Source organism: Gilliamella sp. Pas-s25, assembly GCF_009795885.1.
GTDB lineage: Bacteria > Pseudomonadota > Gammaproteobacteria > Enterobacterales > Orbaceae > Gilliamella.
The window spans coordinates 1-15,967 of sequence record NZ_WTEV01000042.1; the positions used below are offsets into that span (position 1 = coordinate 1).

Annotated in this window: 16 protein-coding genes and 1 tRNA gene; 6 read left to right on the forward strand and 11 right to left on the reverse strand. The window is 35.5% G+C overall.

Annotated elements, in window-relative coordinates:
- The first annotated feature begins 183 nt into the window (after positions 1-183).
- Both GQ593_RS12570 and GQ593_RS12575 read left to right on the forward strand, forming a co-directional pair.
- The gene (locus GQ593_RS12570; RefSeq protein ID WP_160432349.1) at positions 184-954 is read left to right on the forward strand and encodes an IS1 family transposase; all 771 of its coding nucleotides are present in this window, start codon (positions 184-186) and stop codon (positions 952-954) included.
- Between the two features lie 28 nt (positions 955-982).
- On the forward strand, positions 983-1,792 hold the full coding sequence (locus GQ593_RS12575; protein WP_160432350.1) for a hypothetical protein: 810 nt from the start codon (positions 983-985) through the stop codon (positions 1,790-1,792).
- On the opposite strand, the gene nudC is transcribed toward GQ593_RS12575, so the two are convergent.
- The 6 genes from nudC to epmB all read right to left on the reverse strand — a co-directional run bounded on the left by nudC (position 1,789) and on the right by epmB (position 6,267).
- Positions 1,789-2,592: an NAD(+) diphosphatase gene (nudC, locus tag GQ593_RS12580; protein WP_160432351.1), complete on the reverse strand. Its 804-nt coding sequence runs from the start codon at positions 2,590-2,592 to the stop codon at positions 1,789-1,791. The two genes, GQ593_RS12575 and nudC, sit on opposite strands and share 4 nt — an antisense overlap.
- A gap of 60 nt (positions 2,593-2,652) precedes the next feature.
- Complete coding sequence (gene yidC, locus GQ593_RS12585; RefSeq protein WP_160432352.1) at positions 2,653-4,284, reverse strand: membrane protein insertase YidC; 1,632 nt, start codon at positions 4,282-4,284, stop codon at positions 2,653-2,655.
- Complete coding sequence (gene yidD / locus GQ593_RS12590) at positions 4,284-4,526, reverse strand: membrane protein insertion efficiency factor YidD (RefSeq protein ID WP_160432353.1); 243 nt, start codon at positions 4,524-4,526, stop codon at positions 4,284-4,286. Before yidD ends, yidC begins: the two co-directional genes overlap by 1 nt.
- Before the next feature lie 47 nt (positions 4,527-4,573).
- Complete coding sequence (gene rnpA, locus GQ593_RS12595; protein ID WP_160432354.1) at positions 4,574-4,930, reverse strand: ribonuclease P protein component; 357 nt, start codon at positions 4,928-4,930, stop codon at positions 4,574-4,576.
- A gap of 11 nt (positions 4,931-4,941) precedes the next feature.
- On the reverse strand, positions 4,942-5,082 hold the full coding sequence (gene rpmH / locus GQ593_RS12600; RefSeq protein WP_025314679.1) for a 50S ribosomal protein L34: 141 nt from the start codon (positions 5,080-5,082) through the stop codon (positions 4,942-4,944).
- Between the two features lie 156 nt (positions 5,083-5,238).
- Positions 5,239-6,267, reverse strand: a complete 1,029-nt coding sequence (gene epmB, locus GQ593_RS12605) for an EF-P beta-lysylation protein EpmB (protein WP_160432355.1) — start codon at positions 6,265-6,267, stop codon at positions 5,239-5,241.
- A gap of 33 nt (positions 6,268-6,300) precedes the next feature.
- On the opposite strand from epmB, the gene efp reads away from it, so the two are divergent.
- On the forward strand, positions 6,301-6,867 hold the full coding sequence (gene efp, locus GQ593_RS12610; protein ID WP_085246840.1) for an elongation factor P: 567 nt from the start codon (positions 6,301-6,303) through the stop codon (positions 6,865-6,867).
- A gap of 311 nt (positions 6,868-7,178) precedes the next feature.
- On the opposite strand, the gene GQ593_RS12615 is transcribed toward efp, so the two are convergent.
- From GQ593_RS12615 to thiI, 5 genes are all read right to left on the reverse strand, one after another.
- Positions 7,179-8,093 (reverse strand): hypothetical protein, encoded by a 915-nt coding sequence (locus GQ593_RS12615; RefSeq protein ID WP_160432356.1) that lies wholly within the window; start codon positions 8,091-8,093, stop codon positions 7,179-7,181.
- 523 nt (positions 8,094-8,616) lie between these two features.
- Positions 8,617-9,102, reverse strand: coding sequence for a tRNA (uridine(34)/cytosine(34)/5-carboxymethylaminomethyluridine(34)-2'-O)-methyltransferase TrmL (gene trmL, locus GQ593_RS12620; protein WP_160432357.1), 486 nt, complete (start codon positions 9,100-9,102; stop codon positions 8,617-8,619).
- An 18-nt stretch (positions 9,103-9,120) separates the two neighbouring features.
- Positions 9,121-10,497, reverse strand: coding sequence for an envelope stress sensor histidine kinase CpxA (cpxA, locus tag GQ593_RS12625; protein ID WP_160432362.1), 1,377 nt, complete (start codon positions 10,495-10,497; stop codon positions 9,121-9,123).
- Between the two features lie 38 nt (positions 10,498-10,535).
- Positions 10,536-11,252 (reverse strand): response regulator, encoded by a 717-nt coding sequence (locus GQ593_RS12630; protein ID WP_160432358.1) that lies wholly within the window; start codon positions 11,250-11,252, stop codon positions 10,536-10,538.
- A gap of 138 nt (positions 11,253-11,390) precedes the next feature.
- The gene (thiI, locus tag GQ593_RS12635; RefSeq protein ID WP_160432359.1) at positions 11,391-12,839 is read right to left on the reverse strand and encodes a tRNA uracil 4-sulfurtransferase ThiI; all 1,449 of its coding nucleotides are present in this window, start codon (positions 12,837-12,839) and stop codon (positions 11,391-11,393) included.
- A 446-nt stretch (positions 12,840-13,285) separates the two neighbouring features.
- On the opposite strand from thiI, the gene secG reads away from it, so the two are divergent.
- The 3 genes from secG (at position 13,286) to GQ593_RS12650 (ending at position 15,185) form a co-directional block, all read left to right on the forward strand.
- A complete protein-coding gene (gene secG, locus GQ593_RS12640; RefSeq protein ID WP_160432360.1) occupies positions 13,286-13,657 on the forward strand; it encodes a preprotein translocase subunit SecG in 372 nt (123 codons plus the stop codon).
- Between the two features lie 7 nt (positions 13,658-13,664).
- Positions 13,665-13,750, forward strand: a tRNA-Leu gene (locus GQ593_RS12645).
- Between the two features lie 184 nt (positions 13,751-13,934).
- Positions 13,935-15,185: an integrase domain-containing protein gene (locus GQ593_RS12650; RefSeq protein WP_160432361.1), complete on the forward strand. Its 1,251-nt coding sequence runs from the start codon at positions 13,935-13,937 to the stop codon at positions 15,183-15,185.
- Positions 15,186-15,967 lie beyond the last annotated feature (782 nt).

Sequence of the window (15,967 nt, forward strand, 5' to 3'; positions counted from 1 at the left end):
TATGGTATCACTGGCATTTATGTTAATGTGGCTGCCAATGTATTGTTGAGTAATTTATGTACAGCAAAGATCAACAGCCCCTAATCACCCTTTGCTAAAAATTGTAAAAAAGTTTCGGGAAAGCTATATGTTTAAGTAAAAATCTGATAATATTTACGAGGATAAGCGATAAGGGAATAAAAAATGATTTATGAACTCGTACCAACCGAATTACATGATGAATTTAAAGCTTTTCATCATGACCTAGAAAAAATAACATCGCAACATATAGAAGCTTGTCCATTTTGTAAAAAAACTAAATTTTATATAATTCGTTCAAAACCAACTAAAACATATCGCTGTAAAGATTGTCATAAATATTTTACCGTTTCAACCAATACTCCTTTCAATCGTTTAATGCCATTTAATTGGTTAGAACTTATCTTTACTAGTCGCATAAAAAATATTAGTTATCTCAATATTGCAGAAAATCTTGAAAGCTCATTAGAAAAGGTAATTCGTCGAGATCGTGCTATTATTCATTATCTTCAAATCCATTACCCATCATTGCATAAGTGGTATACACATCAAAAACAAACCACATTAATGCCAACCTTAGCAGAACAACATCAAACCATTAAAGCTAAAGTAACCGCTTTATTGAATGAACAAAGTCCTACTTGTATACACTGCGGATCTAATGAAACAACTAAAATCGGTTCTCGCACTTGCTATCGCTGTAGGCGCTGTCGACATAGTTTTAATATTTTAAGCAACACTAGTTTAAACCGAATACCAAAACCTGAATTATGGCTACAATTCATCGATCTACTTGTCTCTAGAGCTAATAATTTACAAATAAGAAAAGCACTTAATTTACACAATGATACTGTACGTAAATGGCGTTCCGCTTGGTACCACATGATGAAAGATTGGCAATGCGAAGCACTTGCTATTTGGTGCAAACATAAATAAGACAACAGAATAAAAGGAAATCAGCTCTATGAAAAAAAATAGTTTATTTTTATATATATGTATATTTAGCAGTACATTATCCATCAGCGGTTGCAATGATAAAAAAACAGTTGATGAAAACAACTTGCCACAATTACCGACAGCAATAATTAATAGTTATCTTTTTCATACTGAACCAGAACTTTTACCGTTTAGTAAAATGATTAAACAGCAACATATTCAAGGATCATCAAGTAAAATCATTAACTACAATGAACAAGGCTTTGTAGCTAATTATGATTTAGAAGGGTTACATGGCGACATTAACTATGAAACAGCTAAATATAGCTACGGTATGGGCGACACCAAAAATGTTTATGAAATTACTTTTGATTCATCGAAAAATATTCTTGGCATGAAAAACAATAATAATGATATAGTTGCAAGTTCAGAATTTGATGAACAAGGTCGTTTAGTTGAAACCACCCTATCACGCTTTGCAGAAAATAACGTCATTTTTAACAGTAAAATTATTTATGATAACAACCGTGTCGAGCTTGTGTTATATAGCGCTTATGTTCCTGTTGATGAAAAAACAAAGTTTCCTGTATTAGCACAAGAAAAAGATGTCGTTTACAATGCCAATAAACAATTAGAAAAAACCATCACTAGAACCTTTAAATTAGCATCAAATGGTGACATCATCATTAATGATAAAAATGAACAAGAGGTTGAACTCACCGAAACGTGTACTTATTCGGATTATAATCAAAACAACGATTGGACTAAAGCTGTTTGTATTACAACTGGCGATGAATCAAAAACTGTTAATCTAACTAGAACTATTGAATATAATTAATCATTGCCATATTCATCATAATCACGGCAAAGTGTAATTGTATCTTCAATTAAGCGTCTTGCAATGGTGCCATACTCAGGAATTTTAGGTAATTGTGTGTAATGGTACCAATTTGCTTCAATGAGTTCATTTTTGTCTACCACTATTTCACCACTATCATAATCAGCTAAATAAGCCATCATAAGTGAATTAGGAAATGGCCAAGGTTGCGAGCCTACATAACGAATATTTTTAATTTTGATTCTCGACTCTTCAAATACTTCCCGCTCAACTGCGGTTTCCATTGTTTCACCAATTTCAGTGAAACCAGCTAAAACAGTATACAAGTTATCTTGATTATGCCTAACATGCTTTGCTAATAAAATTTTATCTTTGTGACGAATAGCCACGATAATAGATGGTGAAATTTGTGGATAGTAACGCTCTTTACAATGGTCACACATACAGCACCATTCGGTATTACTAATATACATTTCATGTCCACAATAGCCACAATATTTATGAGAACGATAAAACTCAGAAAGTTGTACAGCTCGACCTGCCATATTAAATAATGATTGATCGGTTATATCCAGTAATGGACGAATTGAACTCATTGCATGTTTCATTTCATCACAAATCAGCCAAGCAATTTGCCCATTCCATTCGCCTATTGGTTGCGCACGCTTATGGGTAAAACCGAACTTATCGGCACGCCCAACAGGAACATCACCATTAGGCAACCATAATCGACCATTAGCACTGACAAACCAATAACCGATTTCATTACCGGTTAAGTTAACTTGTTGTTGTATATTCATATCATTGACACCAAAAATAAAAACGAAAGAAGGAGGATTTTACTCCTCCTTCTTTCAATACTATTTCTTTTTCTTCTCGTGAAGTCCTTTTTTCTCAAGTTCCCAGTAGATAATACGCTGCTGAGCAATTGTGAATAAGTTACTAACGATATAATATAAAACTAAGCCTGATGGGAACCATAAAAAGAACAACGTAAAGATTAATGGCATATAAGTCATTAATTTTTGCTGTAGAGGATCGGTAACAGGTGTTGGTGACATCTTCTGGATTAAGAACATGCTAGCACCCATTAATAAAGGCAAAATATAATAAGGATCTTGTGCTGATAAGTCATAAATCCAAAGTGCAAATGGCGCATGCCGTAGTTCAACGGCGTTACCTAACATATAGAATAATGACAAGAAAATCGGCATTTGAATAATTAATGGCAGGCAACCACCTAATGGATTCACCTTTTCTTGCTTATAAAGTGCCATTGTTTCCATACTCATTTTTTGTCTATCATCACCATAGCGCTCTTTTAAAGCCTCTATACGTGGTTGTAATAACTTCATTTTTGCCATTGAACGATACTGCGCACGGGTTAATGGGAATAAAATACCTCGAACAATAAATGTGATGACAATAATTGAGAAGCCCCAGTTACTAACAAAACTTTGAATAAATTTCAATAAATAAAACAAAGGCTGCGATAAGAACCATAACCAACCATAATCAACAATCAAGTCAAGATGGTTAGCGGTTTCTTTCAATTGGCTTTGAATTTCTGGTCCTAACCATAATTTTGCGCCAATGGTTTGTGTGCTACCTGCAGGAATAACAGCTGACTCTCCTTTGAAACCAATCGTTGCTTGTGATTTATTAGCCGTTGTTCGTGTATAAAATAAGTTATTTTTATTATCCTGCGCTGGCACCCATGCTGAAGCAAAATAGTGCTGTAACATCGCAACCCAGCCTGTTTGCGTCTCAACCGCTAATGCTTTATCTTTGATATCATCAAAACTGTATTTGCTGTAGTTAGTGCTCGAACTTGAATAAGCGGTGCCACGAAATGCACTTTGTCCAAGTCCACTTCCCCCCTCGGTTGGTATATCATCGGGTAATTTAATGGTTTGTTTTAATTGACCATACATTGCTACATCAACAGGTGCACTGCTTTGGTTATTAATGTCATACTGAACATCAATAGCATAACTACCACGATGTAATATGTAATATTTAGTATAACTTACACCATTAACTTGATAAGTAAGTGGAACACGCAACTCATCTTGCCCGTCAGCTAACACATATTCTGACTTTTCAGTTTGATAGACAGGGCGTTTTGAGCCTTGAGTCGCATTATCTGGACCATCTTTACCTGTTAACCCACTTTCTGCAATATAAACAAAATCAGGGCGTGATGTTAATAATTGGAAAGGCGTGCCTGAATGAAGCGTTTGCTCATATTTTAACAATTGTGCAGCTTGTACATCACCGCCATAAGTATTAATGGTGAGTGACAATACATCTGATTTTACAGTAACTGTTGTACCCAGCATTGAGCCATCTGTTGAATCATCATCACTCATTTGTTGTGTTAATTGATTTGCGATTGGCGGTTTAGGTGCGTGATCTTCCTCCCACGCTTTCCAAATAAAAAAAGATACAAAAAGTAAAGCAATGACTAAAATATTACGTTGAGATCCCATTAGTGTTTTTCTCTATTGGTTTTAATTTTTGGAGGAACAAAATCTTCTCCTCCTTCATGTAAAGGATGACATTTTAATACACGTTTGACTGTTAGCCAACCACCTTTTATTAATCCAAAACGTCGTAATGCAATTATTGCATATTGTGAACATGTCGGTGTAAAACGACATTTAGGGCCAAGTAAAGGACTAATAAAACGTTGATATGCACGAATAAAAAACACAAAAGTATTCACTATCATACATTTACATGCATAAACATGCTGTTTGATAATTAATTTGAATTTATTCAAACCTCGTGTTTGGTTATGATTCGTTGGCATAGTTTATTTAGTGTTTCAACGATTTGCTGATTATCTAAGTCTATAACTGGCTGTTTAGCCATCAGAATAAAGTCAACATTAGGAAGCTGATGTTGACGTTGCCGAAAGTACTCTTTAGCCAGTCGTTTGATACGATTACGCTCATGAGCTCGTTTCACTTGTTTTTTAGCTATAGCAAAGCCCAACCGCATATGATTACAGTCATTTTTACGTGCAACTAAAGTTAAAAAAGGAGAACCAGCCCGAATGGACTCTTGAAAGACATGATTGAAATCGAAGGGAGTTAACAATCGTAACTCCCGTGGAAAAGTGAACTTAATCACCCAACTTTAAATCAGCTAGCAACAGTTAAACGAACACGGCCTTTAGCACGACGGCGAGCAAGAACTTGACGACCGTTTTTAGTTGCCATACGAGCACGGAAACCGTGAGTTCTATTGCGTTTTAATACTGATGGTTGAAATGTGCGTTTCATGACGATTTATATCCAAATCTAATTTATCAACAGGTTGCAGAGTTTACACTCCACAGCATTAATTAAAGAGGACAGAATTATAGAGCCTATTTTATTTTCCGTCAATGAGATTTTCATAGAATGTTTTTTCGCAATTTAACTCCATAATTAAGCGAATTAATCATTCACTGATAGTACACGCTTACTTTTTTCACCGCCCACTTCGCGCGCTAATTTAGGCACTAAATAACCCGATACTTGATCAGCAAGTTGTTTCATTATCATTTTTGCAGACTCATCATCAACCAAAAAATGAGCCGCGCCTTGCACTTTATCTAACAAATGGATGTAATAAGGCAAAATCCCAATATCAAAAAGCTTATTACTCAACTGAGCCAAAGTATCGGCATTATCATTAATATTTTTCAACAATACACTTTGATTTAGCACTGTCACATTGCTTTGTTTTAAAAGCTCAACCGCACCAGCAACAGCATTATCAATCTCATTTGAATGATTAATGTGAGTAACGACTATTATTTGCAAGCTACTTTCAGCAAATAGCCGACAAAGTTCAGACGTCACTCGCGAAGGAATAACAACGGCCAAACGTGTATGGATCCGTAATCGCTTAATATGCGGGAATTTTTCTAATGCATTAATCAAAAAAGCTATCTCATGATCTTTTGCCATTAATGGATCACCGCCAGATAAAATAATTTCATCAAGTTCAAAGTGATTTGCAATATATTCAAGTGCAATAGCAAGGTTCTTTTTATTGCCTTGATTATCATGATAAGGAAAATGTCGCCTGAAACAGTAACGACAATTAATTGCACACGCCGTTTTTGTGATCAACAATGCGCGATTGCGATACTTATGCAATAACCCTGGAATGGCATTATCTTGCTCTTGTAATGGGTCATGACTGTAGCCATCAACTTTTAATAATTCCTTATCATGACAAAGTACCTGTAGCAAAAGTGGGTCATTACTATCCCCCTTTTTCATTCGGTTAATAAAAGCCCTAGGAACGCGAAGCGGAAACTGTTTTTTTGCCTGTTGCATAGAGGTTGAGATGGTGTCAGGATCTAGACCTAAATAGGAATATAAAACGTTGATATCTGTCACAACATTGGCAAGATCAACAACCCATTCATCTTTATTATTTGGTAGTTCAATTTTTTGCTGTATAATATGGCTCATTTTTTGTAATTCAGAATTTTAGTTGGAGCTTTTATGGCATCTTATAGTACTAATGAGTTTAAAGCTGGTCTTAAAATAATGCAAGATGGTGAACCGTGTGTCATTGTTGAAAATGAATTTTATAAACCAGGTAAAGGTCAATCCATCAATCGCGTAAAAATTAAAAAATTACTTTCAGGCAAAACTGTCGATAAAACATTCAAATCAGGCGAATCGGTCGAAGCGGCTGATGTTGTTGATATGAATTTAACTTACCTATACACCGATGGTGAGTTCTGGCACTTTATGAATAATGACACATTTGAACAACTTTCGGCTGACGCTAAAGCGGTTGGCGACAATGCAAAATGGTTGGTTGATCAAGCTGAATGTATTTTAACATTATGGAATGGTCAACCAATTGCAGTCACACCACCAAACTTTGTTGAACTTGAAGTTATCGAAACTGACCCAGGTTTAAAAGGCGACACAGCAGGAACCGGCGGTAAACCAGCGACTTTATCAACTGGTGCGGTAGTCCGTGTACCTTTATTTGTACAAATTGGCGAAGTCCTTAAAGTGGATACTCGCTCAGGCGAATATGTATCACGCGTTAAATAAAATCGCGTACTTTTAAATTCGCTTTTATCCCCTTGAAAAGAGAGGTTGGTCTAACCTCTCTTGTTTATCTAAACAGCACAAATTTAAAATTCAAGCTTACTGTTTTCCAGTTATTAAAATCTGTTGAAATTTAATTATCAACACAATCAACGTTGGTAAATTGAAAATGATAATTTTTATTGCTGGCAAGCTATAAGAGCACAAGCTTTTAAACCTAGTCGACTTAAGGGCCCTCTTCGTTCTTTGATTGCTTGTCCTTAATTAGCGCTATAAGCCCGTGCGCAACCCAAGGATTAAGCACAGCCATTAGACTAAGGAGCGGTGCAAAGGCCATAATTGATAATGGAGGCACTGAACCAATAAATGTCACCATTGTCCGCGCCCACATCGAACTGGCCAGTCCTTGTCGTGTCACTTGTCCAGTAGTTTTGGAGGACGAAATCTGCACCAGTGTAATGATGCATAAAGCCCCACTCCGTAAACAATCCAGCACCTATTTGACGCTGATAATGATTACCGCTTGATGGTGGCGTTGCGCCAATGGAGCCTTGGCAATGCGAACCTGAGCCAAGACCAGAACAAATTGCATTAGTCAGGTCCTTGACCTGTGGCACACGATAACCCAAACGACTACACCAAGTTACCATATCAGGATAGTAATATAATTCAGCTCCTCGGTTCACAAACCATTTCTGTAGGACAAATCCATATCTTACTATCTCTTTACCCTCTCTATCTCTACCCACTAACTCAAAGGCCTGCGGTAACCTTGGCACGGTAATTTGATTAGGATAGGGATCACCCCATTTAGCTCTTGCCTCTGGACCTGTTAGCGTCACACGAAACTCGACATAGCCTTCGTCATTACATTCTGTTTTTCGCGTCACTGTGGCAGTAATTCCCTCATGCGTGACTGGCGCTCCCCATGTCAATTCACCTGCTTCTCCCATTATGATGAAATCAAAATATAATCCATCAGCTCCCGTAGTTGGAAAATTAAGTGCGTATGATGCTGCATCCGTTGATTGAACTAGGAATCCATAATTGGGGTTCCATATGTCAGCGGGGCCCGCGAAGTGAAGCTCGCCGTAATCAAGATTAGGTTTTACGGATTTGAGGATCCCCCATTGTGACGATGGCAGTATTATAGCATCACTACGATGCCCCCCTCGACCACTTTTACCCGTTAACGCCAGCGAATTCCATGAAAAAGACAATAATAACACAGCCAATGCCAACGAAATTTTTCGAGATAATTTTGATGATAATTTGAAAGATAATTTCGAGGATATACACGAGGTAAGAGCTAAAATCTGTCTAAGGTGTCTATTCGATAAATTTAAGACATAGGTTTGCCAGTGCTGGTGTCTGGTGTCTGGTGTCTAAAATGATAATACATTATGGTTTACCTGTCAAGTAAATTTATGTTTTATTTGGATTTTTAATGTTTATGTGCTTATTAAATAAGCTTCATTTTTAATCGGTTAAAGTATAATCGTTTAAAAAAAGTTTGACTAGCTTTTTTGGGTGATTTTTATGTAGATTTATTAAGAGTTATTTTTATGAAGCTTTATGAAACGCGTTAAGGGTTTGAATTTTTTTTATTAAAAAAAGATAAAAATATAATAAAATAAATATTCAACCTAGACATTTTTACAGAACAAACACACACCTATCATAACACCGAAAGGTGTGAATATAACTGCCTTTTTCCTACGTCGGAATATACCGATAAAGTAGGGTTACATTTTATTTTGCACCTATGTAGTTTAACTGGCGCCATGATTCATAAACCACAACAGCTACAGAATTAGATAAATTCATACTACGGCTCGTTGCTAACATGGGAATACGTATTTTTTTATCTTGAGGTAATACATCAAGTATGGCTTTCGGTAATCCTCTAGTTTCTGGTCCAAACATTAAAAAGTCATGTTGTCGGTAATTAACTTCACTATGAGACCTTTGCCCTTTTGTGGTTAAGGCATAAACTTGTGTCGACAAGTCGATTTGATTAGCATCTAAAAAATAGTCGAGATTTTTATAACGTTTTACATCAACAAATTCTTGATAATCAAGCCCTGCTCGTCTTAATTTTTTGTCATCCCAAAAAAAACCCATGGGTTCAATAATATGTAAATTAAAGCCAGTGTTAGCACAAAGGCGAATAATATTACCAGTATTAGCGGGAATTTCGGGTTCAAATAAAACAATGTTTAAGGCTGAATTTGACACAACTTTCTCTTTCACTATTTATTGATGTTTATGAATTGGTAATACTATCACAATTCTAAGTCCGCCAAGATGACTTTTTTCAGCTTTTACTGTGCCGTGATCGCGTATAATTGCATTGGCAACAATAGCGAGCCCTAATCCAGTTCCACCTGATTGGCGATCTCGAGCTTCACTTGTACGATAAAAGGGTCTAAAAATTTGTTCTAGTTCACTTTCAGCAACCCCTGAGCCATCATCATCAATTGTAATAGTTATCTTTTTTTGTTGTGCCACAAAATTGACAACAATCTGTTTATTGGAATAACGAAAGGCATTGCGTATAACGTTTTCAAGTGCACTACATAAAGCAACTGGATAACATAAAATGGTATGGTTGGTTGGAAGATTGGCTACGGTAAACTTCTTGCCTATTTGTTCTGCTTCAAAAGCAGCATTATCAAGCACTTGTTTAAACAATAGATTAATTTTATTAAATTCACGGATTTCATTATTGTCATATTGCTGTCTTGCCAATGACAATAAATCACCTATCATAGAATCTAACTTTAATGCCTCAATATCAATACGCACAACTTCACTGCTTTCACCTTGTTTTCGACGTAATAAAGCTGTAGCAAGCTGCAACCGAGTCAAAGGCGTGCGTAGTTCATGAGAAATATCTGAAAACAGGCGATGCTGCACCTCTTGCATTCGCTTAAGCTCCCGCAGCATATGGTTAAAACTAGCACCAGTTGCTTTATATTCAGACGATCCTATTTTTTCAAGTTCTGGCCACTCTTGTAAATTGCCTTTTGCAACCTGCTCTGCTGCTTTTTTCAGTCCTCGTGCTGGTTTAGCAATACTCCACGATAACCAAAGTAAAAAAGGCGAACTGGCAAGCATTGTTAAAGCTAATAATAAAAAAGGATGATCAAATATAAAGTTAACGAATTGTGATTGAATGTCAGTCGCTTGTTGTAAGATATACAATTGATATTCTGTATTAGCATAATGGACTAAAAAAGGTCCTATAATTTCTTGTGAATCATAAATCTTCTTGGCTGGATCATCAATATTACTGGATTTTTCTCTAAAGTTCTTCACTAAATCGATATTTTTAGTTTCAGCAGTAATAATTTGCTCATTGGGTGTCACAATAAATAAAGATTGACCTGATTTCTGGTGGTTATCCATCACAACAATAAAACGCATCCACCATCGAAAACTATCTTTAGGCACATTAACAAGATCATTCTCAACCTGATGAGCTAGTATATTACCTGCTTCTTTATCTTTATTTGCTAAATACGTTAAATTTCGAGAATCAAGCCTCGGCAACACCATTATTAACATGAGAAAAAAAACGATGGTCAGTAAAAATATAGTGAAAATTCTGATTGTTAGGCGATCAAAAATCCACATATCATCTGACCTTCTTCAATGTTATTCTAGCCTTACAACAAATCATCTTGTTGATCCACGACAAATAAATAACCTTTAGTACGTAGTGTTTTAATCCAAGGTAAACCATCATTTCGATGAGGGAGTTTTTTCCGTAAATTAGAAACATGAACATCAATCGAACGAGCAAGCGGGACAAGCTCTTTACCTAAAACAGATTCACTTAGCTTTTCACGTGTAATTATTTTGCCCGCGTTTTCAAGAAATGTAAGCAACACTTGAAACTCAGTACCCGTTAAATCAATATACTTGTTATCAAAAAAAACAGATTGCTGTATTCGATTCACACTAAGTTTATCAATTGTATATTGAATCGGTTTATCAGCAACATCATTTTCTGTATTATCCCAACGAGTTCTTCGTAAAAGCGCATTAATTCGAGCAATAAGCTCTCTATCATTAAATGGTTTTTGAATGTAATCATCAGCACCAAGTTCAAGACCAATAACTTTATCATCTTCACTATCTTTAGCCGTTAAAAAAATAACAGGTACAGTAAATTTACCTCTAAGTTGAGATAATAAAGTAAATCCATTCATTTCAGGCATCATAATATCAAGTAAAATAAGATCTATGGTTCTGTCAAACTTTTCTAAAGCCTCAATACCATTATTCGCTATTTCAACTTGATAGCCTTCTAATTCGAGTAATTCTCGTAATAATAAAGTAATATCCTGATCATCATCAACGACAAGTAATTTGCTGTTCATTACATTCCTCTTTTTATCTATATCGAATTCATTCTTGATATTGATATTTATTTTTTATTAATCACAAATATAGTTTTTGTTTAAGAATTCACTATATATGTAAAAAATAAGGATAATATAGTAAATTATTGTTAAGATTTATATAGAAAATATTTTTACATTATTAAACCCTTGGTCAATTAAATAAAGTGCTTGTAACTTGCTCATTACGCCGCGTTCACAATAGAGTAAATATTGATTTGATTGATCCAAATTTCCAAATTGCGTTGCCAATTTGTAAAATGGAATATGCTTGATTGTAATATTATCCAATACAAGTGGATTATCTTCTTGCTCTTCCGGAGAACGAATATCAATAACCACATGATCTGCACTCAGTGTTGTAACAGTTTCAACTTGAATAATCTTTGTGTCAGATTGTTTTGCAATCTCACGTATATCAATGTTTTCAGCTTCGGCAACAGCTTTATCTAAAATTGTGAAATCAAAATTTAATTCTTCTGCTTCAATTTTTTCTTTTACGGCTTTAACCGTTGGTTTTTTAGATATCACACCACAAAACTCAGGCATTGTTTTAGCAATATCTTCCGTTCCAATTTGGCGTGCAAGATTGATAATCGTTTCTTTATCATGCGTGATAAGAGGACGTAGAATTAATGTATCACTAGCATTATCAATTAACCGTAAGTTAGTCAATGTTTGACTCGATACTTGACCTAATGCTTCGCCAGTAACAAGTGCTTCTACGTTATAACGTTGCGCAATTTTTGATGCCGCACGAATCATCATTCGTTTTAAGATCACCCCCATTTGCCCATCGTCAATTTTTTCCAGAATTTCACCAACAACATCAGAAAAATCAATAGCAATAAAACGTACTTTATGTGAGCTGCCAAAACGCTCCCATAAATAATGGGCCATCTGTTTTACGCCAATCTCGTGAGTTTTGCCACCAAGATTAAAGAAACAATAATGTACTCGGCTACCGCGCCTAATTAGCATATAACTTGATACTCCCGAGTCAAACCCACCCGATATAAGCGAAAGAACATCTTCTTGCGTACCGGTTGGAAAACCACCGATACCTGCATGTCGGCCTTTTACCAGTAGTAACTTATCTTTGTCGATTTCAAGATTAACCGTAATTTCTGGGTGGGTTAATTTAACCTTAGCCGAAGACACATATTGATTAAGCCCACCACCAACATAACGCTCCACATCAATTGAAGTAAATTCATGTTTACCACGACGTTTAACCCGTACACAAAATGTTTTGTTTTCAATCAATGGCGCATAATAATCCAATACTTTTTCAAAAATATCGTGCATATCAGCAAAAGTGAGTTCATCAACAGCTAAAATATGATGAATGCCGGGGATCCTAGTTAATAGCTCTAGTATCTGATTTTCGCTATTTTCAATTTTTGGACGAACTTCAATAAAGTCCCAATGACGAATAACCGCTACATCTTCAATATGATGCTTTAAAATATTACGAATATTACTGGTTAATATTTTAATAAAACGCAAACGAACAGAATCACTTTTAATGGTAATTTCGGGAAAGAGCTTAACAATAAATTTCATAAATACAATATGCCATAATAAAAATGGCGATATTATACTGTTTTTTTAAATAGAAACGTACCATTGATTATCACTTCTCCCCACTTTTAAAGAACAACAGTGTTTTTTCATCTACTACGTTTCCACTAACGCATCTACATCTAGATCTTGCTAACGGATATGCGATTGTCACTTGGATAGACAAATTCAAGTATGGGGGAAAGAACCCAAATTGCATGCAGTATGTAAGGAGTAATAACCTTAATTTAAATTGAACTAAATTAAGGTGATAGATAATAATGGTGCTTATTTTAGTTTAAAAACTGACAATTTTTGATTGATTAAAAGAGATATTTTTCAAAATAAACCGATAATCCATGAAATTTTACTTGCTTGTTGGTCTGTCTTTCGCTAATATTCCGCACCAATAGATTCTGTTGTATAACATATAAAATTGACAGGTTGAAATGTACGAACTTCTAATTATAAGTTATTTGATCATCGCTTTGGTAATTATCGTTTTAGTTTTGATTCAGCGAGGTAAAGGCGCAGATATGGGGTCTTCTTTCGGATCGGGTGCGTCAGCAACTTTGTTTGGTTCTTCAGGAAGTGGTAACTTTTTGACTCGTACAACAACGTTATTAGGTATTTTGTTTTTCGTCATTAGCATTCTATTGTCGAATTTAGGTAGTAAGCCTCATGTAGCTTCAACTCACGAATTTGACAACATTGAAGATAGCGTACCAACAACGCAGCAAAATGAAGGTGGGGCAGAACAAACCACAGCACCTATTGCTCAACCAACACAACAAAATCCAACATCGGATATTCCTGAATAAAAACGGCGCCGTGGTGGTGAAATTGGTAGACACGCTATCTTGAGGGGGTAGTGCTCTAAGAGCATGCGGGTTCAAGTCCCGCCCACGGCACCAAATCAATAAACAGTAACATTCTTTTAAACCCAACAAAGCACACCAAACCTAGTAATAACAAGCCTCAAAGTCTATTTTATTGCCCATTAAGTATCAGTAAGGTACATTTACAACCAAAAATAATGGGGGTATATTTGGGGGTATAATTAAATACCCTATTATTGCGTACCCCCAAAGGTGAAAAATGGCTGTAAAAACTACCCCCTTAACTGACACACAAATAAAAGCATTAAAAGCCACTAGTAAGGATAAAAAGTATTTTGATGGTGGAGGTCTTTTTTTGTTAGTTAAATCGACAGGGGTTAAATTATGGCGATTTAAATATAAAAAGCCAATATCACATAAAGAGACATTATTATCTTTCGGTAAATACCCAGAAACATCGCTACAGCAGGCACGAAAACAACGAGATGAAGCACGCGAATTAATAAAGCAAGGGATAGATCCACAACATCACAAAGCAGAACAAGAACAACGTAAGCAAGAAGCTTGTAATAATACCTTTTACGCTATGGCTGAGAAATGGTTCAAATTCAAAACAGAACAAGGTTTAGAAGAACAAACACTCAAAAAGGCTTGGCGTTCATTAGAAAACCATGTTTTCCCTTATATAAAAGATATTCCAATAAACCAAGTAACAGCTGTCAAAGCGATTAACGCATTACAGCCATTAAATAACAATAATAAATACGAAACAGTAAAAAGGGTTTGTCGGCGAATTAATGAAATAATGTATTATGCTGTCAATATGGGAATTATCGATAATAACCCTTTAGCCAAAATCACCGACGTATTTAATAGCCCGAAAGTAAAAAATCAGCCAACTATTCCCCCTACTGAGTTACCGCAGTTCATGCAAGCTTTAGCTATGGCAAAGATTGAATTACAAACCAGATGCGTGATTGAATGGCAGTTATTAACATTAACGCGACCAAGTGAAGCCGTAGGGGCTAAGTGGGAAGAAATTAATCTAGATAAAAAATTATGGAGTATTCCTGCCGAACGCATGAAAATGGATAGACCACACAATATACCTTTATCACCGCAGGCAATAAAAATACTTGAGATAATGAAATCTATTAATCATAAAAGTGAGTTTGTTTTCCCAACAGCAAGACCGCCTTATAACAAGCCAATGAGTAGCCAAACTGCTAACATGGCAATAAAGCGCATGGGATACAAAGATAAGTTAGTTGCGCATGGATTAAGAGCTTTAGCTAGTACCGCTTTAAACGAACAAGGCTTTAATTATGATGTCATTGAAAGTGCGTTATCGCATGTAGATAAAAACGCAGTAAGGCGAGCCTACAACAAAGCAGAATATGAACATCAAAAGCGTATTATGCTTGACTGGTGGGGTGACTTTGTCGAGCAAGCAAGCCAAGGAAATGTCTCACTATCAGGTAACCGCAATTTAAAGCTAGTTAATCATTAACCATATCTCGCTATTCATACCGTGCCCATATTTGGGTTATTCACTTCAATTATCCATAATAACCACTCCTCATATCCGAGGGGTGCTTTTTCAAATGTCACCCTTTACTTACCCAGTCATTAGGCTGTTTTTATGCCTACCTCCCCATAATCTTAAACTTTTAATATAAAGTGTTCACTACTATTCACTAATCTAATATTAATTTATATATATCAATATATTATATACTTATTATATATATTTTTTGGTATTCACTAGTATTCACTACTGTTCACTACTATACACATTTAAAAATAATCTTGATCCTGTAATTAACCAATTGAAATATAAAAATATTTATATAGAATTATTTTTTAATTAAAATAAAATAATTATTAATCATAATGTTAAGTTAGGATGATTTTAAGGTTGATCCAGGGTTATTATTAGAGGAAAAGAATAAATGCCCTATGGTGATTTCCACCATGCAGGTATTACATTTGCAATCTGCTAAAAAGTCAGCAGGTTTATTACATTTGTTCGAGTTACTCAACCATAGCTATTTGGTTACCCATTTAGTAATAGCAGTCAAAAAAATTATTTCAATTCGCGGTTTTGCATAAAAAGCAGGGTGGGCGGTTTATAACGTATAGGGTCGTAGGAATTTACCCCCCTCTTGGTTGGCTTAGTGAATTTTTGGACACGTTAGAAAGCAATCTGGAATGGCAACACATTTTAGTACCAAAAAGATAAGGTCATCGATTTCTTTTGTATTCAATCGGCGACTGGTAATTTAATGTTGA